The sequence below is a fragment of the Actinomyces sp. Marseille-QA0893 genome, from assembly GCF_976954355.1.
In genome coordinates, this window is record NZ_CDRJSY010000002.1 from 41,829 (window position 1) to 64,454 (window position 22,626).

General features: G+C 57.8%; 21 protein-coding genes and 1 tRNA gene. 7 read left to right on the top strand and 15 right to left on the bottom strand.

The genetic code is table 11. The features are described from left to right. Nucleotides 1-117: 117 nt before the first annotated feature. Together ACWNMW_RS03145 and ACWNMW_RS03150 are read right to left on the bottom strand one after the other, a co-directional pair. A complete protein-coding gene (locus ACWNMW_RS03145) occupies nucleotides 118-879 on the bottom strand; it encodes a DUF3027 domain-containing protein (RefSeq protein ID WP_449490007.1) in 762 nt (253 codons plus the stop codon). Continuing rightward, nucleotides 872-1,246 (bottom strand): cold-shock protein, encoded by a 375-nt coding sequence (locus ACWNMW_RS03150; protein WP_034502221.1) that lies wholly within the window; start codon nucleotides 1,244-1,246, stop codon nucleotides 872-874. The genes ACWNMW_RS03145 and ACWNMW_RS03150 overlap by 8 nt, the downstream gene beginning before the upstream one ends. A 190-nt stretch (nucleotides 1,247-1,436) precedes the next feature. Here ACWNMW_RS03150 and ACWNMW_RS03155 point away from each other — a divergent pair, with 190 nt between their 5' ends. Then, a complete protein-coding gene (locus ACWNMW_RS03155) occupies nucleotides 1,437-3,392 on the top strand; it encodes a TPM domain-containing protein (RefSeq protein WP_449490008.1) in 1,956 nt (651 codons plus the stop codon). A gap of 51 nt (nucleotides 3,393-3,443) precedes the next feature. After that, nucleotides 3,444-4,160, top strand: a complete 717-nt coding sequence (locus tag ACWNMW_RS03160) for a PspA/IM30 family protein (RefSeq protein WP_449490009.1) — start codon at nucleotides 3,444-3,446, stop codon at nucleotides 4,158-4,160. 53 nt (nucleotides 4,161-4,213) lie between these two features. Here the strand turns inward: ACWNMW_RS03160 and ACWNMW_RS03165 are convergent, their stop codons facing one another. Then, nucleotides 4,214-4,786, bottom strand: coding sequence for an NYN domain-containing protein (locus ACWNMW_RS03165; RefSeq protein WP_449490010.1), 573 nt, complete (start codon nucleotides 4,784-4,786; stop codon nucleotides 4,214-4,216). A gap of 59 nt (nucleotides 4,787-4,845) precedes the next feature. Further along, nucleotides 4,846-6,360, bottom strand: a complete 1,515-nt coding sequence (gene glpK, locus ACWNMW_RS03170; protein ID WP_449490011.1) for a glycerol kinase GlpK — start codon at nucleotides 6,358-6,360, stop codon at nucleotides 4,846-4,848. 341 nt (nucleotides 6,361-6,701) lie between these two features. On the opposite strand from glpK, the gene ACWNMW_RS03175 reads away from it, so the two are divergent. Further along, nucleotides 6,702-7,628 (top strand): sugar-binding transcriptional regulator, encoded by a 927-nt coding sequence (locus ACWNMW_RS03175; RefSeq protein WP_299061473.1) that lies wholly within the window; start codon nucleotides 6,702-6,704, stop codon nucleotides 7,626-7,628. Between the two features lie 88 nt (nucleotides 7,629-7,716). Here ACWNMW_RS03175 and ACWNMW_RS03180 read toward each other — a convergent pair whose 3' ends face one another. From ACWNMW_RS03180 to ACWNMW_RS03205, 6 genes are read right to left on the bottom strand one after another with little or no spacing between them, the layout of a single operon-like run. Next, complete coding sequence (locus ACWNMW_RS03180; RefSeq protein ID WP_295893620.1) at nucleotides 7,717-9,315, bottom strand: lysine--tRNA ligase; 1,599 nt, start codon at nucleotides 9,313-9,315, stop codon at nucleotides 7,717-7,719. Between the two features lie 60 nt (nucleotides 9,316-9,375). Next, the gene (gene panD, locus ACWNMW_RS03185) at nucleotides 9,376-9,810 is read right to left on the bottom strand and encodes an aspartate 1-decarboxylase (protein WP_034502230.1); all 435 of its coding nucleotides are present in this window, start codon (nucleotides 9,808-9,810) and stop codon (nucleotides 9,376-9,378) included. After that, the gene (gene panC / locus ACWNMW_RS03190; RefSeq protein WP_449490012.1) at nucleotides 9,807-10,742 is read right to left on the bottom strand and encodes a pantoate--beta-alanine ligase; all 936 of its coding nucleotides are present in this window, start codon (nucleotides 10,740-10,742) and stop codon (nucleotides 9,807-9,809) included. Before panC ends, panD begins: the two co-directional genes overlap by 4 nt. 58 nt (nucleotides 10,743-10,800) lie before the next feature. Beyond that, nucleotides 10,801-11,727 (bottom strand): Rossmann-like and DUF2520 domain-containing protein, encoded by a 927-nt coding sequence (locus ACWNMW_RS03195; RefSeq protein WP_449490013.1) that lies wholly within the window; start codon nucleotides 11,725-11,727, stop codon nucleotides 10,801-10,803. 8 nt (nucleotides 11,728-11,735) lie between these two features. Then, entirely contained in the window at nucleotides 11,736-13,481 is a 1,746-nt protein-coding gene (locus ACWNMW_RS03200; protein ID WP_449490014.1) for a PH domain-containing protein, read from the bottom strand. 2 nt (nucleotides 13,482-13,483) lie between these two features. Next, nucleotides 13,484-13,993, bottom strand: coding sequence for a PH domain-containing protein (locus tag ACWNMW_RS03205; RefSeq protein ID WP_034502236.1), 510 nt, complete (start codon nucleotides 13,991-13,993; stop codon nucleotides 13,484-13,486). Between the two features lie 98 nt (nucleotides 13,994-14,091). Between ACWNMW_RS03205 and ACWNMW_RS03210 the strand changes: the two genes are divergently transcribed. The 4 genes from ACWNMW_RS03210 to ACWNMW_RS03225 all read left to right on the top strand — a co-directional run bounded on the left by ACWNMW_RS03210 (nucleotide 14,092) and on the right by ACWNMW_RS03225 (nucleotide 18,199). Then, nucleotides 14,092-14,811, top strand: coding sequence for a response regulator transcription factor (locus tag ACWNMW_RS03210; protein WP_449490015.1), 720 nt, complete (start codon nucleotides 14,092-14,094; stop codon nucleotides 14,809-14,811). A gap of 3 nt (nucleotides 14,812-14,814) precedes the next feature. Continuing rightward, entirely contained in the window at nucleotides 14,815-16,314 is a 1,500-nt protein-coding gene (locus tag ACWNMW_RS03215; protein WP_034502240.1) for a sensor histidine kinase, read from the top strand. Nucleotides 16,315-16,448: 134 nt separating this feature from the next. Beyond that, nucleotides 16,449-17,738: an HD domain-containing protein gene (locus tag ACWNMW_RS03220; RefSeq protein WP_449490016.1), complete on the top strand. Its 1,290-nt coding sequence runs from the start codon at nucleotides 16,449-16,451 to the stop codon at nucleotides 17,736-17,738. A gap of 170 nt (nucleotides 17,739-17,908) precedes the next feature. Continuing rightward, the gene (locus ACWNMW_RS03225) at nucleotides 17,909-18,199 is read left to right on the top strand and encodes a WXG100 family type VII secretion target (RefSeq protein ID WP_034502245.1); all 291 of its coding nucleotides are present in this window, start codon (nucleotides 17,909-17,911) and stop codon (nucleotides 18,197-18,199) included. A 77-nt stretch (nucleotides 18,200-18,276) separates the two neighbouring features. Here ACWNMW_RS03225 and groL read toward each other — a convergent pair whose 3' ends face one another. From groL to rplJ, 5 genes are all read right to left on the bottom strand, one after another. Then, nucleotides 18,277-19,902: a chaperonin GroEL gene (groL, locus tag ACWNMW_RS03230; protein WP_034502247.1), complete on the bottom strand. Its 1,626-nt coding sequence runs from the start codon at nucleotides 19,900-19,902 to the stop codon at nucleotides 18,277-18,279. Nucleotides 19,903-20,108: 206 nt separating this feature from the next. Next, a tRNA-Asn gene (locus ACWNMW_RS03235) sits at nucleotides 20,109-20,180 on the bottom strand. Between the two features lie 86 nt (nucleotides 20,181-20,266). Then, complete coding sequence (locus ACWNMW_RS03240) at nucleotides 20,267-21,061, bottom strand: MerR family transcriptional regulator (protein ID WP_449490017.1); 795 nt, start codon at nucleotides 21,059-21,061, stop codon at nucleotides 20,267-20,269. 429 nt (nucleotides 21,062-21,490) lie between these two features. Further along, complete coding sequence (gene rplL / locus ACWNMW_RS03245; RefSeq protein WP_019126974.1) at nucleotides 21,491-21,874, bottom strand: 50S ribosomal protein L7/L12; 384 nt, start codon at nucleotides 21,872-21,874, stop codon at nucleotides 21,491-21,493. Nucleotides 21,875-21,960: 86 nt separating this feature from the next. Continuing rightward, a complete protein-coding gene (gene rplJ, locus ACWNMW_RS03250) occupies nucleotides 21,961-22,482 on the bottom strand; it encodes a 50S ribosomal protein L10 (protein WP_034502250.1) in 522 nt (173 codons plus the stop codon). Nucleotides 22,483-22,626: the final 144 nt, after the last annotated feature.

A 22,626-nucleotide genomic window follows, 5' to 3' on the forward strand; every position in this document is an offset into this window, starting at 1 on the left:
TCCCCAAATTTTCGCTGAAAAAACCCTCAAAGTGAAGCGTTCTTCACCTGGCGAGACCAGTTTTGATTTGAATCTCTGACCTGCTTATAGTTCTTGTTTAGAACCAGTTCAGGTTGTTTAAGCATCAATGCGTTCAGACTCGACAAGGAAGTCGTTGACGCGTGAGGGCCGAACCGGCCAATCTGTCCCGTTATTGGGGACATCTGTTTCCGAGTGCGCACCGCAGGCGTGATCCAAACTGACGACGCAGCCATCATCCGGGGCCCATTCATTTGCACATACTCCGAAGGCCAGGCGCATGGAACCGGCCATCTTCATCAAGAAGCCGCAGGTCGAGCAGGTCTGCTTCGGACGACGCCCACGCTTGGGGCCTCGCTCTGATTCGTACCAGCGCTGGGCAGCCTGATCGTGTCCTTTTGCAGAAAGCACGCGCACACGCCCTAGGCCTAGTTCACGATCGGTGGGAAGATCGGGATACTCACCGCTGTCTTCCAAACCCGATTCCAAACGATCATCGTCATCGCGATAGGGCAAGACATCATCGCGACTCACGTCACCGGGCTGAAGGCGTTCTTCCCAGGGAACCCATTCGGGGGCCAAAAGCGATCCCTCGCCAGGAACCAGATCAACTTCGCAAACGGTGATCTTGCGTGAACGAGGAACCCGCGTCACGGTCACAGACCAACGCCACCCCACATAACCCGCGTTCGTGCACGCAAAGTAATGCGTGCCCAGACGTTCTGCATTCATCTCAAACGATAGATGTTCGCCAAGTGAAGATTCTCCCGCTATTTCGAGGGCGTTTTCGCGCGCGAAATCAACCGCTTGGGCTAGTTGAGCATCCACGCGGTTATGAGCGGAAGTGTTCTTTTCAGGCATCAAAATCCTCTGCAACGGCTCGCATGACCTTCGCGATCTTCGCGGCGTTTTCCGGGTAGTGGCCGCGGCGCAAAGACTCCGAGGAGGCATCGAGCAGCTTAATCAAGTCTTCGACGACGGAAACCATTGCTTCAGGCTTACGACGCTGTGCACGCGCTACAGAGTGCGGCGCAGCGATGACGCGAACAGATAGGGCCTGCGGGCCTTTGCGTCCATCAGCGATTCCATACTCGACACGAGTCCCGGGACGAGGAATCACTCCTTCAGGAAGAGCCGACGAGTGCAGGAAAACCTGCTCACCGTCTTCTCCTGTAATGAAGCCAAAACCGCGCTCGGCATCAAAAAACTTCACCTTACCAGTGGGCATTTCCGCACTCCTTCCTTTGTCATTTGGTTTACGACGTAACCACCATCATAGATGGCTCTCCACTCAGCCGCCGCATCGTCGTAAGCTAGTGGCTATGTTTTACCATGGTTTTCGCTCCCGGTGTATTGCGCTCTTTGCTGCGATTGCGTTCGTATGTATGCCAATTGGTATGGCGCACGCCGATTCGCCCGTGACTATCACCTCGACTGTCACAGACCCGCATTCCTTCCTGTCTGATTCTCAGGCGAAGTCTGCCAGTCAAAGTCTCAGCGCGCTTAAGTCGGGTGGTCTGGACGCGTACGTCGTCTTGGTTACTGACTTTTCTGATCAGGCTCCGGTGAAGTGGTGCGAGGCCGCGGGAACCAAATCCGGCTTGTCGAATTCTTCTCTTGTCCTTGTGATCGCCACAGAGCAGCGCGTTGCAGCGACCTGCGGAAACACCGATCAGAAGGGCATTGCTGACTCCGCGGTTGTCAGCGCCTTCGCTGCCGCGAAGACGGAGCTTGGGAAAGCAAATCCGCTTGATGCAGACACTGTCGTTTCGGCAATTCAGGCCTACTCTTCGAGCTTGAAGGCCTCTCAGTCCAGCGGATCGAAGACAACAACGCCCACGAAAACACGTGCAGCTAAAAGTTCATCGAGCAGCACGAGCAGTAGTTCAGCCTTCCCCCTGAGTTCCATTATTCTCTTTGTCTTCTTCTTGATCCTCCTGCCAATTATTCTCATCACCGCCATCGTGCGTTCGCAGCGCAAGACACGAAAGACCGTTGTCGGCACACAGGAACAGCAAAGGGTCCAGTCGACCCTGGACATTGCACGCATGCTTCTTGACGCCGACGATGTTGTGCGCGCAAGCGAGGATGAGATCGAGTTTGCTCGCGCTCAATTCGGCCCCGATGCCGTTGCTTCCTTCTCCAGTGCGATTGATAACGCGCGAGCCCTTGTGAGCCGAGGATTCGCCTTGCAACGCGGAAATGAGGACGGATCGAATCCTGTTTCCACCCAGGAAATGAATGACTTCATCAACCGCCTCAACGCGGCGATGAACCAGCTCGTTCAAGAAAGACAAAGCTTCACTGAGCGCCGAAATAAGGAAGCAAATATCGGCGAGCAGGTCAGCGATCTTCTCGACTCGATCACACAGACACGCAATCAGATTTCGCAGGCTGAGATGGATCTGCAGACCCTCAAACTTGCTTATTCTGCCGAGGCTATCGCTTCTTTGATCGGTCGCCCTGACCAAGCACGCGCGCTCCTCGATCAAGCCGAGACAAGCGCAAAGGAAGCGCTCGCCGCTCAGCAGTCCGGACAAAATGCCTACGAGACTTTAGAAGTTGCACGCCGCGCTCTGGCTCTTGCTCGCCACCAGCTTGAATCGATTACCCAAGCACCCGACCAGCTTGCTCGTTCTTCCGAGCTTCTGACCGCTGCAATTGGTTCGATCACTTCCGATATTTCTGATGTCACTCGATTGAAGGCCGATCCGGTCGCCTTCAAGCCCTTGGTCGATTCAGCTCAGGCTGCCATTAGCGGCGGCCACGCAGCCCAAAACGGCCATGGCGATCCCCTTGCTGCCCTTGAATCCTTGCGACTTGCGGAGGCTGCGCTTGACGAGGCCTTGGCTCCCCTGCGTAGCGCCGAAGAGCGCGCCCAACGTGCTCAATCGGGAATCGACGCGCTCCTCGCACAGGCTGATTCAGAGGTTGCACGCGCGAACCAGCACATCACAAGCCACGGATCCTTGGTCGGATTCGATGCGCGTTCCCAACTCTCTTTTGCTCGCTCCGCACTCCAAAATGCGCACTCATTCCACAACCAGGGCAACGACGAGAGTGCTGCCGCCCAGGCGCGCACAGCAATTACCTACGCACAGGCAGCGATCACAGCCCCGCTCACTACTCCCCAACAGTCATCCGGAAGCCGTATTGCGGATGGCCTCACCGGAGCCCTGGTCTGGTCGGTTCTCGATAGCATTCTTTCCTCGGGCGGCTCACACCGCCGTTCCTGGGGTAGCGATTGGGGCGGATCAAGCTGGGGTGGCGGAGGCTCCAGCAATAGTGGCAGTTTCGGCGGTTTTGGCGGTTTTGGCGGTTCTTCAGGAGGTTTCGGCGGCTCCAGTGGATCAGGTCACACCGATTCTTTCTAATTAAGGTATAGTTCAACCAACATCCCTTTCCCGCATCCCAAGGAGAAAACAATGGCGGAAAAGCAGACCATTCTCGGACGCATCTCTCAGCTGGCTAAGGCCAACATCAACGCGCTCCTCGACCGCGCTGAAGACCCGCAGAAGATGCTCGATCAGCTCATTCGTGATTACACGAACTCCATTGCAGAGGCAGAAACCGCAGTCGCACAGACTGTCGGCAACCTCCGCTTGGCTGAAAAGGATTACGAAGAAGACGTCGCAGTCGCCGCAGACTGGGGACGCAAGGCAGCCGCGGCCTCGGCAAAGGCTGAGGAACTGCGCGCGGCCGGTGATCAGGCTGGCGCACAGAAGTGGGACGACCTCGCACGCGTCGCCATCGGCAAGCAGATCCAGTTCGAAGGCGAAGCAAAGACCGCTGAGCCGATCATCGCCTCGCAGCGCGAAGTTGTCGAGAAGCTCAAGACCGGTCTGACGCAGATGAAGGACAAGCTCGGAGAGCTCAAGATCAAGCGCGATCAGCTTGTTGCCCGCCAGAAGGCAGCCGAGGCTCAGGCACAGGTTACCGATGCTGTTTCCTCGATCAATATCCTCGATCCTTCCTCCGAACTTTCTCGCTTCGAAGACAAGGTTCGTCGCACTGAGGCACTCGCGCAGGGCAAGGCAGAGGTCGCTGCATCTTCGCTGGATGCTCAGTTTGCCGAGCTCGACACCGATGCTTCGCAGGTCGAAATTGAAGCTCGTCTTGCAGCGCTGAAGCAGCAGAACTGATTCATCACATAAAAAGTGTGGGTCCTGGATTCCAGGGCCCACACTTTTGCGTTTTAGATGTAATCGAAGGGATCGAAGGCGTCAATGTCGATGATGTGAATGCGCGGAAGCTGAACTTGGAAGGCATGCGCATCATATTCAAGGTCGATGATTTCGAGTCCCATGTCCTCAAGTTCATGGAATTGGCTCGAGAGAAATTCCTTGAAGCACATGATCCCGACGCGATGCCCATTCTCAAGGAGTTCTTGAATTTGGGGAAGGAAATCCGCATCGTGTGAGGCCAAGATGACCGACCCCACGCCCTTGTGGGCGATCGCCTCGAGGGTGCGTTGGATACCAACGTCAACAACTTTCATATCCTCGGGGCCCGCCAAGGGCAGCGCACGATAGCCCATCGCATGCAGAGCCTGAATGAAGCCCATGGGCAAGTAGCCAGAACTCCCGTTCAAGAAGAACAGACCACGCACGTGCTGGTCCCAGAACTGTTCAGTCGCCTCGCGAATACGATCCCAACGGGGTCGCTCTTCAGGGGTGGGTCGGCGCTCTAAAACGGATAAGCCAAGGGTGGCGTCAATATTCTCGCCATCGATCAGGAGGTAGGTCTCTTCGACGTCAACGGGATCCATAAAGCAATCCTATATGGCACTTCGGATCCCGTTGTGTGTTTTCACGCGTGCCCCGTCACCTAGTCTTCTTCGACCCAATCAAAAGTTCTGGTCACGGCCTTCTTCCACAGACGGTACGTGCGATCACGCTCGGCGGCATCCATCGTAGGAGTCCAGCGTTTTCCTTCCTGCCAGTTGGCCACGATGTCTTCAGTTCCTGACCAGTAACCAACAGCGATTCCAGCTGCATAGGCCGCGCCGAGCGCAGTCGTTTCAATGACTTTCGGGCGAACAACGTCTACGCCACATAGGTCGGCTTGGAATTGCATGACGAGGTTGTCATGCGTCATTCCGCCGTCAACCTTCAGTTCCTTGAGTGGCACTCCCGCATCCGCGTTCATTGCGTCGAGGACTTCGGCGCTTTGGAACGCCGTCGACTCTTCGACCGCGCGAGCAATGTGCCCCTTGTTGACATAGCGAGTCAATCCCACAATCGCCCCGCGCGCATCCGAACGCCAGTAGGGGGCGAAAAGCCCTGAGAAGGCGGGGACAAAATAGACTCCCCCATTATCGTCAACACTCTGAGCAAGTGCCTGAATATCCTTCGATTCTTCAATGAGTCCCAGGTTGTCGCGCATCCACTGGGTCAGTGAACCGGCGATGGCGATCGAGCCTTCGAGGGCATAGACCGGATCCTGAGCACCGATCTTGTAGGCAACCGTCGTCAGCAGACCGTTTTCAGAAAAGACCGGTTCAGTGCCGGTGTTCATCAGCATGAAGCAGCCGGTTCCGTAGGTGTTCTTCGCCATGCCCTTTTCAAAGCAGGCCTGGCCGAAGGTTGCAGCTTGCTGATCACCGAGGATGCCCGAGATCGGGGTATCAATGAGCAAGCCATTCTTCCGCCCATAGCCGTAGATCTCAGAAGAGGACTTGATTTCGGGGAGCATCGACATGGGGATCCCGAAGATCTCGCATACGTCCTGACGCCACTGAAGTGTACGGATATCCATGAGCATCGTGCGCGAGGCGTTGGTGACGTCGGTGCAGTGCACACCGCCATTGACCCCGCCCGTCAGATTCCACAAAACCCAGCAGTCAGTGTTGCCGAAGAGGAGGTCCCCGGCCTCGGCACGCTGACGTGCTCCCTCGACGTTGTCGAGGATCCACTTAATCTTTGAACCTGAGAAATAGGGTGAGAGCCCGAGGCCACAGATCTGACGGAAGCGATCGGGGCCCTCTTCCCCCTCGAGGTCTTTCACGATGTCGGAGGTCCGCATGTCTTGCCAGACGATTGCGTTGTAGACCGGTTCTCCGGTGTTCTTATCCCACACCACGGTGGTCTCTCGCTGGTTTGTAATTCCGACAGCAGCAAGAGAGTGCCGGTTAATTTCAGCTTTTTGTAGGGCTTCGGCAACAACTGTTCGTACAGAACCCCAAATCTCCATTGGATCGTGTTCCACCCAGCCCGGATTGGGGAAAATCTGAGTGAATTCTTTCTGCCCAACGGAGACAATCTCACCGGAGTGATTGAAGATGATCGCTCGAGTGGAGGTTGTCCCTTGGTCGATCGCCATGACAAATTTTTCGGTAGTCATGAATGTCCTTTCAGAGTTGTTGCCACGTCGTTGTGCACTACTCAGGCGCAAGCGAGAAAGTAGATTGCGGCAGGGATGACGATGCGCACTCACAAAAAAGAACACAGCGCCACGAACCACGATCCGGGAATCCTTCTAGTATCTCATTCATTGCGCGCTCACCATAATTTCGATGAACATTTGTTCACGCCTGAGGATCTCCCATTCTTGATTTGACTGGGTTCACTTACTCGCTTTTGGCGTAAACACGCGATTCATCAAATGTATCCCGCTGCACGCTTGTGCATGGCATACTAGGAAATGTGACGATACGTGACGAGCAGGCGCATGAAGCAGCCTCGATGTACTACCTCCAGGGGCAGACGATGGAAACCATCGCCCGCCACCTCGGTGTGTCACGTTCCTCTGTCTCCCGTCTACTGACCTACGCGCGTAATTCGGGCTTGGTCCGTATTTCTGTAGCCGCGACTCCCGGGAACCGGGGCTCACTTTCAGGGCAGATCAACGAGATTTTCGGAGTCCGCACCTCGGTCGTTCCCGTTCACGATATTCACACCGAAGTCAACCGCCTCCACAACGTTGCTCGCGTCGCTGCAGAACGACTAGTTGATCTTTTGAAACCCGGTGATACTTTAGGAATCGCCTGGGGTAATACGACATCTGAGGTCACGCGATGCCTGCCTCGCGTCAACCTTCCAGGATCTACGGTTGTCCAGCTCAACGGCGCAGCAACAGCGACAGAATCCGGTGTCCCCTACGCCGACGCGATTATTTCGCGCGCTGCGACTGCTCTGGGTGCTCGCATGGTTCACTTCCCTGTTCCGGCCTTCTTCGACTTCCCGGAAACAAAGGAAGCGTTGTGGAGAGAGCGCTCAATTACCTCTGTGCTCGCGACCATCGATTCGGCAAATGTTGCTCTCTTCGGTGTCGGTTCTCTTTCCGCGCGTCTTCCTTCCCGCGTGTACTCCGGCGGATTCCTTGATGCTGACGAAATCGCTCAGGCACAAGAAGATGGCGTCGTGGGCGACGTGTGCACGGTCCTCATTCGCGAGGACGGCTCAACCGATATGGACTTAAACCGTCGCGCGTCGGGTCCTTTCCCCGAGACCTTGAAGAAGATTCCGAGGCGTCTTGCCGTCGTTGCGGGCGCTTCAAAAGCTCTCCCGCTTCTGGGGGCGCTGCGCGCGGGAGTTATTACCGACCTTGTGCTAGATGACGGCGCTGCGCGCGAGCTTCTTGACCTGATCCGCCACCGCACGCACGCCTAACTCCGACGCACTTCAACGGAGCGCGCGTATGCAAATAAACAGCGACCGGCCTCGTCATTAACGAAACCGGTCGCTGAATGCTTAAAGATCAGCCCAGGCGCTTGACCAGAGGGAAGGGGATCGTTTCGCGGATACCCTGGCCGGTGAGAACCATGAGCAGACGGTCGATGCCCATGCCCATGCCGCCGCACGGTGGGAAGCCCTGCTCCATGGCAACGAGGAAGTCCTCATCAAGCACCATGGCCTCGGGGTCGCCATTGGCGGCCGCAAGCGCCTGCGCTTCAAAGCGCTCACGCTGAACGACCGGGTCGGCTAGCTCCGAGTAGGCGGTCGCCGTCTCAAAACCGCGCACATACAGGTCCCACTTTTCGGTGAGGCCGGGGCGCGAACGGTGGTAACGGGTCAGCGGAGAGGTGTCCTCCGGGAAGTCGTAGACGAAGGTCGGCGCCCACAGCTTGGAGCCGACAAGCTCCTCGAAGAGATCCTCAACGATCTTGCCGTTGACCTCATAGTCGTCAATCTCAAGGCCCACGCGATCCGCGAACTTCAGCAGCGTCTCACGAGGAGTATCCACCGTGATTTCCTCACCCAGGGCCTCGGAGGTGGAACCGTACAGGTCGATATGATCCCATTCACCTGAAAGGTCGTACTCGGTGCCATCTGCCAGCGTGACGATTTCCTGACCTTCAGACAGGCCGAAAGCATCGCGAGCCGACTGCTGGATCAGGTTACGCGTCAGTTCGGCCATACCGTTGTAATCCGAGTATGCCTCGTATGCTTCCAAGGCGGTGAACTCGGGGCTGTGCGAGGAGTCCATGCCCTCGTTGCGGAAGTTGCGGTTGATTTCGAAGACGCGATCCACGCCACCGACGACCGCGCGCTTGAGGTAGATCTCCGTCGCAATGCGCAGGTAGAGATCAGTGTCGAGCGCGTTCATGTGAGTGATAAAGGGACGAGCCGCGGCGCCGCCGTGGATCATCTGCAACATCGGGGTTTCGAGTTCGATGTAGTCGCGGCGGAAGAAGTTCTCGCGGATCGAACGGTTGACGGCCGCGCGGATACGGATCATGTCGCGCGCGGCGGGGCGTGTGATCAGGTCGAGCTCACGGCGACGGATGCGTTGATCCTCGGACAGGGTGATTTCTTCGCCGTCCTCGGTCGTCCAGGTCTTGGGCAGGGGGCGCAGCGCCTTCGAAGCGATCGCCCACGAGGCGTCGGGAGCGGGAAGGGCTGTGGGGGCGGCGTCATAGGCAGCCTGGGACTCGGGGGTAACCTCGGCCGGGGTTGCGAAGATCGACAATTCCCCGCGCTTGGAGGAGATCACGCGACCGTGGACAAAGAGGTGATCACCCAGGTCGACGTCGTTCTTGTAGGCGGCCAGGGACTCGGCGCCAACGGAAGCGGCGGAGAGCATGACCTGAATCTTGTTGCCTTCGCCGTCCATGAGGGTCGCGAAGCAGAGCTTGCCACCGTTGCGCGCAAGGATGACGCGGCCTGCCAGGCCCACGTAATCCTCGGTCTCTTCGCCGGCCTCGAGGTGCGCGTACTTCTCGCGCACCTGCTTAATGGTCGTTGTAATGGGCAGGCGCACCGGGTAAGCGGGGATCCCCGCATCCATCAGGCGTGCACGCTTGGCCGCGCGAACTTGTACTTGCTCTGGGGTGTCGTCAACAGGCGAATCAGTCATGTTCCCATCGTAGCGAAAGCCGAAGACATATCGAACTTCCAGCGCCCGCGCTGAGCAATTTCACACGCCTGAGCTCTTCAAACCTAAGTTTTGGGCTTGAGATGAGGACTCTGGGACATGTCCTAGAGCTGCCCCTTTTTCAATAATGCGATTGTGCGAATCGACGAAAACAACGCTGGGAACCACCGAACGCACCTGCGACTCGGGGACCTGTGCGTAGGCCATGATGATGACCAGATCGTCAAGATTCACTAAATGAGCGGCAGCACCATTGAGCTGGATGACACCACTCCCCCGCTCACCGGCAATCGTGTAGGTCGACAGGCGCGAACCATTATTCACGTCTGCGATATCCACCTTCTGACCGGGGACAATGTTGGCAGCGTCGAGAAGATCCTCATCGATGGTGATGGAGCCGACGTAATGCAGATCTGCACCCGTGACTCGCGCACGGTGAATTTTCCCGATCACCATGGTTCGGGTCATTTCACTCATCGAGCGTCTCCAGAAACACTGACCATAACATCCGCATTGTCGATCAAACGGGTCGCCCCCACTCGCGCAGCAAGAAGAATTCGGGCTCGCATTGTTCCTTGCGCTGCCCATCGTTCAAAGGAGGCCCCGCGAAGCTCGGGATTAACCTGGTCTGCTGCGCTCCCGCTTCCCGCAAGCAAGGTGAAATCATCGTCATCCACAATTGCGACATAGTCAGGCTCAACGCCTTCTTCAGCGTCGAGAACCTGCTGGGCAGCACGCAAGACTTCACTGACGGGCACCCCGAGCGCAGCGGCAGCCCGGGCCTCGTCAATCGCCCGGGAAAGAGCACGCGCGTGCTCACGCTCAGTATCGCTGAGGTACTGGTTGCGCGAGGAGAGGGCAACACCATCACTATCACGCACAATCTCTACGCCCTGAATGCGCACGGGGATATCAAGATCTCGGACAAAAGTGCGGATCACAGCGAGCTGTTGAGCATCCTTCTGGCCAAAAAGCGCGACCTCCGGGCGGATCAGGTTCAAGGCCTTCGTGACAACCAAGGCGACACCTGCAAAGTGCGTCGGACGCGTTGCGCCTTCAAGGATGTGAGCGACAGGCCCAGCATCGATACGGGTCGTTGCGGGAACCGGATAAGCATCGTCATTCGAGGGAGCCCAAACGACATCAGCACCCACTGTCGACAGGGCCTCCATATCCGCATCCAGAGTGCGCGGATAGGCATCATAGTCTTCTCCCGGCGCGAACTGCGTGGGGTTGACGAAGATCGTGACAACGACGTGATCAGCTAGTTCGTGGGCTTGCCGAACGAGTTCCAAATGGCCTCGGTGCAGCGCTCCCATAGTCATGACGAGCGCCACGCTACCTTCAAGGGCACTAAGAGCCGCTGCTAGTTCTTCACGGGTATGCGTCAGTTGAGGCTTTGGATTCATATAAATAATTTTTCACCGAAAGGTACCCGAGGCGCCATTTTCACTGGGGTCTAACAGGTCACTTTTCGTCCATAGCACGCACGGCCTGGCGAATTTCTTGGGCAATAGGGGCGCTGATACGCCCCTCAAACTCCAAAAGATCCACGGTGTGGAGCGTCATCGAAGCGTAGGTCTTGCTGACCTCGCGCAGGCGCTGCCCCCACTGTCCTTCCCCTTCAAGGTCTTCTTCGAGAGCCTTGGCTTCAAGGACTCGAAGGTGAGTGCGGATGGTTCCCGCATCACCGCGCGGAATCGGTCCGGAAATTCCCCGTTCTCCTGCTCGAAGCGCACGATCAAGCGCAGCCTCGCACAGGGGACGCAGGAAGGTCCCAGGATCTTCGATCCCGACAGTCGTCAAGACCTGCTTTGCCTGCGCAACAACTGCTGCAAGGAAATTTGCCCCGTGGTTCAAGGCAGCGTGGTAAACGCCGCGGTCTTCTTCGGAAACCTCGAAGGGCTCCCCACCCATCTCAACAACCAGCGCCTGCGCAATGGGAAGCGCGATGGCCGGAGCAGTCACAGCAAAAGGAGTACCGATCAGGCGAGGGATATCCACCGATGTGCCCGTAAAGGTCATCGCGGGGTGAATTGCCAGCGGAATCGCACCCGCTCGGGTTGCGGGTGCAAGAACTTCAATCCCGTGCGCGCCTGAGGTGTGGACGACCAGCTGAGAAGACTTCCATGCACCGAGTTCCCCGAGGCCTGACACCAAGCCCGCGAGTTGATCGTCGGGGACGGTCAGGAGAACCAATTCGCAGCTGCGAACGATCTCTTCTACGGGCAGGACCGGTATTCCCGGCAGGAGCGCGTCGGCACGTTCTCTCGATTCTTCGGAGGAAGCGCTGACCCCCACGAGTTTGTGTCCCACTGCGCGTAGGGCAGATCCGAGGACCGGACCGACATGCCCCATGCCGATAATGCCAATATCTAGGCGTCCGCCACGCATGTTGAGCCTTACTGTGTCACTGGTGATGTCTCAAAGCCTGAGCGCACACCATTTTCCATGCGGAGCATCCACTTTTCGGGAGGCTCGCTTGCTCGCGTGACATGCCCGAGGTGGAGCAAGGTTTCCAGGTCCGCACTTACCTGCGTGGCATCCTGATGTTCCGCTTTCATGGTGAAGGGACCGGGAACCAAATGCATGTGAAGGGTGGCAACACCCAGAGCGCGTTCCAGCGGACCTGCCTTCGCACTGACGGACTGCAAACGCGCGATAGGCGCCCAGAAGCTCTTGCGCGTAAGCCACCCGTCTCGGACAACGAAAGTCGTCCGAGTAATTGCGCGGGCACGACGTTTGAAGAGGAATGGATCCAGAATGAAGGCGCGCGCTGACATTCGGACAAAACCGTTGCCATCCCCTGTTCCGGCGAGCGCAGCATCAATGAAAGCCGAGATGTCATCGACCCCGAGGTCCTCGATGACTGCCCATAGTGCAAAGTTCACGTCCCGGCGTGTTCCCACGGGGATAAGGACATGAGAGCTCTGCTGTTTATTTTGATCAGTATCTTTTGCCCCGTAGCCCGCCTGCAGGATCAGCACGCGATACCACCCGAAGAAACGCCACAGGAATGGCTGCTGGATCTCAATCGCGTGGATTCGCCTGGGGGGAATTGTCTGAGAACGTGTACTCAGGAGCCCGCGACGCAGGCGCAGGCCGTCCGGGGAAATCGCAAGGCGGAAGTTGGCCTCGGAAGCAAAGCGATTCCAATGGAAGCTCGCAACGGAGAGCCCCACCATAGCCACACCACCGAGAGAGGCGGTGATTCCAGCCAAGCCGATATAGGGAATACTTGCAGCGCCGATAACAATGATCACGATCAATGCCAAGACAGAGACGAGCGCGCTCATCGAAAGAAGCTGCGAGCCGAGGAGGCGCCCCATTGGCACTTGGTACAGTTCCCGTTCGGGTGCAACTGGGATTGTGGATGGCGCAAAGACCTCACCCGTGTAGCTGAAGTTTGCCGGCTGAGGCATCGCGCCCGGTTGTGCGGGCATTGCCGGAGCTTGCGGGTATTGACCTTGCGGAACAGGGCTGTAGGGCGCCTGGGTACTCTGCGCGCCGCCGTAGGGAGCCTGGGTGGGAGCGTAGGGGGAGGCAGCCTGGGGCGCTCCATACGGTGCCGCGTACCCTTGACCTCCCATTGCCGAGGCCTGGGCTGGGCTCTGTCCGCTCATCTTCAGTCCTGCTGCGCGAGCAAGAATTTCACCGCGCAAGGCTTCTAATTCAGAGACCTTGAGGAAACCGATCGTGATATTTGAATCCGAGCCACCAGCAACCTCAACGTCGAGTTTCCCGAGTCCAACAAGGCGTGCAAGGACCGGCTGGGTAATGTCCACCGCTTGGATGCGGTCAAGCCGGGCGTGACGCTGATTCCGGTTCAGGATGCCTTTGCGGAACCACAGAGCTGAATCAGTGAGCGCGTAGGCCGTCACTCGCCATTGAAGGAAGGTGTAGAGAAAAAGAAATGCGATGACAAGAATAGACACCAGTGCGACAAGGAAAAGCCTGTCCATAATGGCGTTTCCAAGCCCGGCGTTCATCGCCTCTTGGAGTTCGTTGAGGTTTCGCACGGTAGCGAAAGCAATGATGGCAACAATGATCTGCCACACCTCGAGAAGAGGAGTGATGATGTGGACACGTCTCCACAGCGAGGGGTCCACTCCCTGGTCTGCTGCAAACGTTCGCTGCGCAGAATTCATGATCACAGCCCCGCCATCTCAGCGCTCCCGCGCTGCGCAAGGTAGTCGCGGAGTTGGGCAGCTTGTTCGGAGGGAATGCCGTGGAGGTGAGCTGACGTCTGGGTCGATGCCGTGTGAATCACGATCGAGGAAATTCCGAACATACGCGCAATCGGGCCCTCGGAGATATCGACATACTGGATGCGGCCGTAGGGAACAATCGTCATTGAACGGAAGAACGCGCCTCGACGGATGAGGAAGTCATGCTCTCCCTGTGCCCATGCGAGGTTGCGAACTTGGCGTCCGATCAGCCATAGGAAATAGAGCCAGAGGAGGCCGACACACACAAGTGCTGCATAAAGAAGTGGCTGTGGGAATTCCTCCAAGATCTGCGTCATGACGACAATGGGGGCCGCAATGATGAGGAAGAAAACTGTCAGGGAAATCCGACGAACAGTTGCCAGCGCACGCTTGACGGGATTGAAGATCACGCCCTGAGGTTCGAAGAGGGCACGGGAGGAGTTTTTGCTCATACAAAAATGATACGGGCTGACTCCGTCATCTCCGACAATCTCACAAATAAAATTTCACACAGTGGACATTCAGGCTTCGTCCAGAAAATTCACTCAAAATGTTCACTATGACGGAATTTGAGAACAATGGAGAAGCACGACTTCTCGTCGTTGACGATGAACCCAATATCCGAGATCTTCTGGCCTCATCACTGCGATTCGCAGGATTCGATGTCATCACGGCAGAAGACGGTGCCTCGGCATACCACCAGGCACAGGAAGAACGCCCTGATCTGATCGTCTTGGACGTCATGCTTCCCGACATGGATGGTTTCACCGTGACCCGCCGCCTGCGCGACGCCGGAATCACCATCCCCGTTTTGTTCCTGACCGCTCACGACGATATGCGTGACAAGATCCAGGGCCTCACGGTCGGCGGCGACGACTACGTCACCAAGCCCTTCGGCCTCGAAGAAGTTGTTGCACGCATCCGCGCAATTCTGCGCCGCACGCTCGGCGAAAGTGGCGACGATGGCAAGCTCCGCGTCGCAGATCTCGTCATCGACGAGGACGCCCACGAAGTGACCCGCGCTGGCGTGCCGATCGACCTCTCCCCCACCGAGTTCAAGCTTTTGCGCTACCTGATGATCAATCAGGGACGCGTCGTTTCCAAGATGCAGATCCTCGATCATGTGTGGGAATACGACTGGGACGGCGAAGTTGCGATCGTCGAATCCTACATTTCCTACCTGCGTCGCAAGCTTGCTGTCGAAGGCGCAAGCGGCGAACTGATTCACACCAAGCGAGGCGTTGGATACATCCTCCGAGACGAAAACTAAGAGATGTATCCTCGCGGGGTCGTATACAAATTCTGGTCGTCACGTTCGTTGACGGCCAGAATTGTTGCGCTTACCACGCTTCTTTTGACGCTTGGTCTTTCCCTTTCTGCGACGGTCATGATCGGCCTTTTGCAACGTCACTTGGTTGCACAGGTTGACGATGAACTCTCGTCGACAGTTCTATCGCTGTCCTCGAAAGTCATCGAAACACCGCAGGAACTCGCGAAAGAGCCCAGTCTTCCGACTCTCTACTACCTGAACATCCACCGGGACACGGAAGAGGATGTCACCCTACTGTCGGCCTCGACGCGCGACCACGCGGGTAAGCCACTAGTCCCCGAGCTCCTCAAGCCCGGAGAAAGCGCGAATACAGCTAGCGGATGGACCGACCCCATTACCGTCGAATCGACGAAGAAAGGCTCGATGTGGCGAGCCGTCATTGTCCCCATCACGCGCAAGGGTGAAACCACCCCATCGGGAACCCTCACCGTCGCCCTGCCCCTCAACGACGTCCAATTCACCATCCAAAACATGGCGGGATACGTTGCGACAACGGCAATTGCGATCATCGCTATCGGAACGGGATTGGCAACCTATCTCGTGAGGCGTGCGCTTTCTCCGCTGCGTGGCATCGAGACGACAGCGGGTGAGATCGCTGCGGGAGACCTCACCCAGCGTGTTCCTTTCGCGCCGCCTTCTACCGAAGTCGGCTCACTCTCCAAGTCCTTGAACTCCATGCTCTCCCAGCTTGAGCAATCTTTCGCCGCGCGCGAAGAATCGGAGCGGAAGATCCGACGCTTCGTCTCCGATGCCTCGCATGAATTGCGCACCCCTCTTGCCGCGATCTCCGGCTACTGCGAGCTGTACTCGATGGGTGGAGTCCCAAGTGAACGCACGGGCGAAGTCATGGGACGTATCCGCTCTGAATCAACGCGCATGAGTTCTTTGGTTGAAGACCTCTTGACTCTGGCGCGCCTCGACGAGGGACGCCCGCTAGAAATCGTTGACGTCGACGTTATCGCTATGCTGCGCAATGCCCGTTTCGATCTGTCGGCTCTTGACCCAACCCGTCAGGTTGAAATTGAGAGCTTTGACTCGCAAGAACTCCCTCAATCCGTGTGGATTCAAGCCGATCGCGATCGACTCCAGCAGGTACTGACCAACATCATCGGCAACATCGTGCGCTACACGCCTCGTTCGTCACCGGTTGAGATCGCCGTCGCGCAGCGCCCCTCCAACGTTCTCATCGAGTTCAGAGATCACGGTCCGGGTATCGCTAAGGAAGACTTCGAAAAAGTCTTCCAGCGTTTCTACCGCACAGAGAACTCACGCGCGCGATCCCTCGGCGGGTCGGGACTTGGTTTGTCGATTGTCTCGTCGATCATCTCAGCCCACGGCGGGCACGCGGAACTCGCCAAGACGCCGGGCGGGGGGCTGACCGTCCGCATCACCATGCCGATTGTGCAGTCCAAGGACCGCATCAACACACAGCCCGATGCATAAACGCGCTGGGAGATAACCGGGCGGGCGCTGTGTTGCCTCTGCGAGTTTTCTCGCGTTAAGATCACGGCCGTGCCAAGTGCCACGAAAGTGGCTAGCATGGCAAAGTAACATTGTCAGACTAGGAGTGAACGCTCATGGGTGCCGATGCACCTCAGTGGCTTTTTAGTTCCTTTGTGGACGCGATGCAAGAGATCGGGGCGAGCGCCCCGATTCCTGTTCTTGAGGCAGAAGCGCGTGACTTGATTTCTCGGTGGAACGCCCGAGGACGTTTTCTTCACAACACCCGCCACCTCCTGAAGACCCTGTCGCGTATTGACGAGATCGCTTCAACCGCGCACGATCCGGATGTACTTCGAGTTGCTCTGTGGTACCAGGGTGCAGTGCTCAATCGTAGTTTTGACATCTTCCGCCGCGGCGAAACGGGCGACGAGCAAGAGTTTGCGTCGCTGTATCACGCACGTTCACGCATGGAAACTCTGGGAGTGAGCGAGGATGTGATCTCGCGTATCCAAGAGCTCATGATGGCTCTCTTCACTCATCGCGCGGATCCTTCCGATATGGACGCTCAAGTCCTCATCGATGCGGATTTGGGAATGCTTGCCGCAAGCCCGCAAGATTTCAAGCGTTTCCGTGAGGCCTTGCGCCAAGAATGTACAGACTTGTGTGATCTTGAGTTCTTCCGCGCACGCCGGTTAGCAATTCGAAAGATCTTGAAGCGCGAGCAAATTTTCCACTCCCCTTTGGCCATCGGCTGGGAAGAAACGGCGCGCGCCAATCTTGAGGCTGAAAGCACGAAGCTGACGCGCCTCCTGAAGGACGCCGAGGCCGCCGGTGAGATCACCGATAGCGACGACGACTTCGACGTCGAGGACGGCCCGCAGGAGACTTCCCTTGATACTCCTGCTTCGGGAACCATGATCATCAGGCGCCGTCATCTCAATATCAAGAACCACGCCCAACCTTTTGACCGCGTCGATGAGGGGCTTTCCGCTCCTAGTCTGCCTTACGCAGTTGTTGAGTTACCAGAGTCAAAGATTGCGCTCACCTCAGAGGATCTTTCCACTGACGAGGCCGCCTCGCAGGAAACCCCTCAGGTGCAGCCGACCGGTGACCTTGGTGGTGTTTCTTCGCTGAGTGATGCTCCTACAGGTAGCCTCCCTGTGGATGCGACGCCGACAGATACTACGCTTGCTGGCGATGCGACCGTCAGTGCCGCGGCCGTCGGCAGCGCACAAGATGACGCTACTGAAGCAAGCACAACGCCTCTTGCCGGGGTTCCAACAGTCGAGCGTACTTTGGCTCCCGCCGCTTCAACAACGGGCTCTGAGATGGCTCCGAAGAATGCAGCGGACGAGGACGATACTTCGTCTTTGGAATCCGCTATTGAGGATCTTGATATTCCTGCACCCCCGCCGTTGTCCTGAGTGTTTTCTTATTTCATGTCTTGTGAATCGGATTTAAGGCGTTGAATCCTTGTATTTGTCCACAGTGCGCGGGTTAATCCTTTTATCCACAGTTCGCAGTACGCGCTCGGCGGCAGAACACTGATTATTCCTAGGCTGTGAGGACCATTTTTCTCACGCTAGGAGGAATTATGACCGTCTATTCGGTTGACTCTGGCCAGGTCGCATCCTGCGCCTCTCGCATCCAGGTAACTTGCGACAGCATTCGCGGGGAGGTTTCTGCTTTGATGCATGAGCTCCTTGCCCTGAAAGACTCGTGGCAAGGAGCTGCCTCAGCGCAGTTTTCGGAGTCTGTGTCGTCATGGCAAACCACCCAAGCGCAGGTCGAAACGTCTTTGGATCAAATATCGACTTCGCTTTCGCACGCCGCACAAGTCTATGCAGATGCCGAAGCGCAAAGTATGGGACTCTTTGCGCATTAAAAGCCGTTGGGGGGCGCGCCGCTTGGCGCGCCCCCCAACGGGACTTAACCAGAAATGGTGTCTGAATCCTTAGCGGATCAGTACATTCCGCCCATTCCGCCGTCAGCAGGTGCTGCAGCCGGTGCCGGAGGCTCAGGCTTGTCAGCAACAACAGCTTCGGTGGTCAGGAACATTCCGGCGATCGAGGCTGCGTTCTGCAGAGCAGAGCGGGTAACCTTGACCGGATCGGAGATGCCCTGGGTCATGAGGTCGCCGTACTCGCCGGTTGCAGCGTTCAGACCGAAGCCGGGCTCCATCTGAGCAACGCGGTCGGCGACAACGCCACCCTCGAGGCCAGCGTTCTCTGCGATCTGCTTGAGAGGTGCGGAGATTGCTTCGCGAACGATGTTGACACCGGTTGCTTCGTCGCCCGAGAAGTTGAGCGAGTCCAGAGCGGAGGAAGCAGCCTGGATCAGTGCGACACCGCCACCTGCGACCAGGCCCTCTTCGGAGGCTGCGCGAGCGTTGCGGATAGCATCTTCGATGCGGTGCTTACGTTCCTTGAGCTCAACCTCGGTTGCGGCGCCGGACTTGATGACGGCAACGCCACCGGAGAGCTTTGCCAGGCGCTCCTGGAGCTTCTCGCGGTCGTAGTCGGAATCGGTGGTTTCGATTTCCTTGCGCAGCTGGCGAATGCGAGCCTGGATGTCTTCCTTTGCACCGAGTCCGTCAACGATGGTGGTCTCATCCTTGGAGACGATGACCTTGCGTGCACGGCCGAGGTCTTCGAGGGTGGCGTTCTCAAGGGAGAGGCCAACGGTCTCGGAGACAACTTCACCTGCGGTCAGGATTGCAACATCCTTGAGGATTGCCTTGCGACGGTCGCCGAAGCCGGGGGCCTTGATGGCGACGGACTTGAAGGTGCCACGAATGTTGTTGACGACCAGGGTTGCCAGTGCTTCGCCCTCAACGTCTTCAGCGATGATGAAGAGGGGCTTGCCGGTCTGCATGACCTTCTCGAGGACGGGCAGCAGTTCCTTGGCGTTGGTGACCTTGGTGTCGACCAGGAGGACGTAGGGATCCTCGAGGACGGCCTCTTGGCGCTCTGCGTCGTTGACGAAGTAAGCGGAGAGGAAGCCGCGCTCGAAGCGCATACCTTCGGTGGTCTCAAGGGTGGTGTCGAAGGAGTTGGTCTCTTCAACGGTCACGACGCCTTCGGAGCCGACCTTCTCGAATGCCTGAGCAATGAGCTTGCCGATTTCGGGGTCGTTTGCGGAGATCGATGCGGTTGCTGCGATCTGCTCGGTGGTCTCGACGGGCTTGGAGTCCTTGTGCAGCTGCGCAACGATGGCCTCGACAGCTGCGTCAATGCCGCGCTTGAGGGCGATGGGGTTCGAACCGGCTGCAACGTTACGCAGGCCTTCGCGAACCAGAGCCTGAGCGAGGACGGTTGCGGTGGTGGTGCCGTCACCTGCGACGTCATCAGTCTTCTTCGCAACTTCCTTCACCAGCTCGGCGCCGATGCGCTCGAAGGGATCTTCGAGGTCGATTTCCTTAGCAACGGAAACGCCATCCTTGGTGATGATGGGGGCGCCCCACTTCTTGTCGAGAACGACGTTGCGGCCCTTGGGGCCCAGGGTGACCTTAACGGTGTCGGCGAGGAGGTTCAGACCGCGCTCCATGCCGCGGCGTGCCTCCTCATCGAAGTGAATGAGCTTTGTCATGTTCTTCTATCCTTCCGCGATGCGGATTGGACCGATGCCCGCGACGGACGACTCAGGTTCCTCCAGAGCCTCACCGGCCTTAGTGCTTATCACTCGGCACTCCCGAGTGCTAAGTCCAAGTCTGGCACTCTCAGCCTCAGAGTGCAAGACGGGCGACATGAGTTCACTGATAAAGAAAAACCCCGGTACCAAGTACCGGGGAGAAGCTCCCGCGACTGGATTCGAACCAGTAACCGTCCGATTAACAGTCGGATGCTCTGCCGTTGAGCTACGCGGGAAAGCGACAAAAAGAAATACTACCGATGAAGTGGGCCAAGAGCAAATCCGAAAAGGGCATTCACTCATGGCCTGCCTCACATACCAATCACACCCATTCAGGATTGTCGGTATCCACACCGCTAGCGCGAGCAGCACACTCGATTGCAGACGCGAGCCACCACGCAAAACCGTCGAGCTGCGAGTCGTAGTGCGAGCGGAAACGCTCGTCGTGAATGTAGGAACGAGAAATCACATAGTGCTTCGCAGGAGTCACCGGGAAAAACTCACTGAGTAATTCCCGATGCAAGGCGACAAGAGCTGCCGCCTCCTCACTATCGGGGGCAACACCCTTGCGAATGGCTTTGATCATATCCTTTTCGACCTGCTGAAAACGGTCAGCATTTCCCTGCCAGTCCGCTGCACTCCACGACGCAGTGCGGCGCTGAGATTCCTGCCAGTCTGCACTGTCACCGTAGAGTTGTTCAGCTTCCTCCTGATGCGCGGCAAAGTCAGCATCCCCAAGGATTGCCCCAACTTCTTCCACGCTGAGAGAATTTTCGTTCATTGCATCCTCCAATAAGGTATCGATTGCTGCGATCATCTTGTCCGTCTGGTGGCGATGGGCAATAAGGCTCTCTCGCTGACGTTTGAGGTGCACAATCGCAGAGTCATCGGATTCAAGGAGCTCCTTGATATCCATCAGTTTCATTCCCGTCGCTCTATAGATGATGATCCTTTGGACCCGAGCACAGTCCTCGACCGAGTAGAGCCGGTAGTTTGACCAGCTCCGTTCGACAGGCGCGAGGAGCCCCTGTGCCTCCCAGTGGTGAAGCGTTCGCACAGTCACCGAAAAGCGCTCAGCGACCTCACCAACGGTGTAGAGATTCTTGTCATCACTCATGTCACTCATTGTGAAGTCTCACGTCGCGTCATGGTCAAGTCGAGTGCGCACGTGGCTTGATTGCGTGGCCGGGTGCGGCGGCAGGGCCTGGCCGGGCTTCGAACCGACGCGCCGAGCGAAAGCTCGCAGCGCGGAAGGCGAGCGGGCGGGCCGTCGCACGCCGCTGCCGACGCTAAGCGGGCAGGCCGTCGCTGGCGCGGCCGGGTGCGGCGGCAGGGCCTGGCCGGGCTTCGAACCGACGCGCCGAGGGAAAGCTCGCAGCGCGGAAGGTGAGCGGGCGGGCCGTCGCACGCGGCTGCAGACGACAGGAGGGCGACCGCGGCTCACGGCGCGGCGTGAAACGCAAAGCGGAAACCCCGCCCTGCCGTAGCAGAACGGGGTTTCACAGCCCATGACGGGCGAAAGTCTGAATGAATCAGACGGGGAAAGTCACTTAAGGGTGACCTTGCCGCCGGCCTCTTCGATCTCAGCCTTAGCCTTCTCGGCGTCTTCCTTCTTGGCGTTCTCGAAGATGGTCGAGGGGGCGCCGTCAACCAGGTCCTTGGCTTCCTTGAGGCCCAGGCCGGTCAGAGCCTTGACGGCCTTGACGACGGCGATCTTCTTGTCGCCTGCGGACTCGAGGACAACCTCGAACTCGTCCTTCTCTTCAGCTGCGGGGGCATCGCCTGCGGCGGGAGCAGCAACGGCAACGGCTGCGGGAGCAGCAGCGGTGACGTCGAAGGTCTCTTCGAAGAGCTTCACGAAGTCGGAGAGCTCGATGAGGGACATTTCCTTGAAAGCTTCGATGAGCTCGTCGTTGGAGAGCTTAGCCATGATTGGCATCCTTTCGATTTTGGCCTGCTACGTGAGCAGATTGTGGATGTGATCGCAAAGGCGGTTGCCTTTGCGGGCCTGTCACGTCAGGCCGCTTCGCCCTGCTTTTCACGCAGAGCATCGATGGTGCGCACCGTCTTGGACGGGAGCGCGTTGAAGGCGTATGCCGCCTGAGAGATCTTCGCCTTGAGGGCGCCTGCGGCCTTGGCCAGCAGGACCTCGCGAGACTCGAGATCGGCAAGCTTCTTGACTGCCTCAGCGGAGAGCTGTGCGCCCTCCATAGCACCGGACTTCAGTACCAGCTGAGGATTCTCCTTGGCAAAATCACGCAGCGTCTTGGCAGCCTCAACGGGCTCGCCGGTGACGAAAGCGATAGCGGTCGGGCCCTTCAGGTCGGCCTCGAGGAAATCGAGACCAACTTCGCGAGCCGCCAGGATCGCCAGCGTGTTCTTTGCCACGGCGTAGGTCGCATTCTCGCCCAGGCCGCGACGCAGCTGCTTGAGCTGGCCAACGGTCAGGCCGCGGTACTCGGTCAGCAGGACAGCGTCAGCTCCGCGGAAACGCTCCACGAGCTCAGCAACTGCTGCTACCTTGTCGGACTTCGCCATGGTCCTCCTTTCAAAACTTCGCCGCCGGACGCGCAAAAAAGCCCGGCACGCAGGAAAGCGGCCGGGCTCAATAAAACCCACTTCGAAAGAAGTCACTCACCTGCGTCGGATGCTTTCGCACTTGGAATCCACCGAGGTGGATGA

Coding starts and splice junctions, on each gene's coding strand:
- ACWNMW_RS03165 (WP_449490010.1), bottom strand. CDS start 4,786: ATGGATCCCGTTGACGTCGAAGAGACCTACCTCCTGATCGATGGCGAG.
- ACWNMW_RS03195 (WP_449490013.1), bottom strand. CDS start 11,727: ATGCGTGGCGGACGCCTAGATATTGGCATTATCGGCATGGGGCATGTC.
- ACWNMW_RS03200 (WP_449490014.1), bottom strand. CDS start 13,481: ATGAATTCTGCGCAGCGAACGTTTGCAGCAGACCAGGGAGTGGACCCC.
- ACWNMW_RS03240 (WP_449490017.1), bottom strand. CDS start 21,061: ATGAGTGATGACAAGAATCTCTACACCGTTGGTGAGGTCGCTGAGCGC.
- ACWNMW_RS03205 (WP_034502236.1), bottom strand. CDS start 13,993: ATGAGCAAAAACTCCTCCCGTGCCCTCTTCGAACCTCAGGGCGTGATC.
- ACWNMW_RS03210 (WP_449490015.1), top strand. CDS start 14,092: ATGTTCACTATGACGGAATTTGAGAACAATGGAGAAGCACGACTTCTC.
- ACWNMW_RS03175 (WP_299061473.1), top strand. CDS start 6,702: ATGTACTACCTCCAGGGGCAGACGATGGAAACCATCGCCCGCCACCTC.
- glpK (WP_449490011.1), bottom strand. CDS start 6,360: ATGACTACCGAAAAATTTGTCATGGCGATCGACCAAGGGACAACCTCC.
- groL (WP_034502247.1), bottom strand. CDS start 19,902: ATGACAAAGCTCATTCACTTCGATGAGGAGGCACGCCGCGGCATGGAG.
- panC (WP_449490012.1), bottom strand. CDS start 10,742: ATGAATCCAAAGCCTCAACTGACGCATACCCGTGAAGAACTAGCAGCG.
- ACWNMW_RS03150 (WP_034502221.1), bottom strand. CDS start 1,246: ATGCCCACTGGTAAGGTGAAGTTTTTTGATGCCGAGCGCGGTTTTGGC.
- ACWNMW_RS03225 (WP_034502245.1), top strand. CDS start 17,909: ATGACCGTCTATTCGGTTGACTCTGGCCAGGTCGCATCCTGCGCCTCT.
- panD (WP_034502230.1), bottom strand. CDS start 9,810: ATGAGTGAAATGACCCGAACCATGGTGATCGGGAAAATTCACCGTGCG.
- ACWNMW_RS03160 (WP_449490009.1), top strand. CDS start 3,444: ATGGCGGAAAAGCAGACCATTCTCGGACGCATCTCTCAGCTGGCTAAG.
- ACWNMW_RS03215 (WP_034502240.1), top strand. CDS start 14,815: ATGTATCCTCGCGGGGTCGTATACAAATTCTGGTCGTCACGTTCGTTG.
- rplJ (WP_034502250.1), bottom strand. CDS start 22,482: ATGGCGAAGTCCGACAAGGTAGCAGCAGTTGCTGAGCTCGTGGAGCGT.
- ACWNMW_RS03145 (WP_449490007.1), bottom strand. CDS start 879: ATGCCTGAAAAGAACACTTCCGCTCATAACCGCGTGGATGCTCAACTA.
- ACWNMW_RS03220 (WP_449490016.1), top strand. CDS start 16,449: ATGGGTGCCGATGCACCTCAGTGGCTTTTTAGTTCCTTTGTGGACGCG.
- rplL (WP_019126974.1), bottom strand. CDS start 21,874: ATGGCTAAGCTCTCCAACGACGAGCTCATCGAAGCTTTCAAGGAAATG.
- ACWNMW_RS03180 (WP_295893620.1), bottom strand. CDS start 9,315: ATGACTGATTCGCCTGTTGACGACACCCCAGAGCAAGTACAAGTTCGC.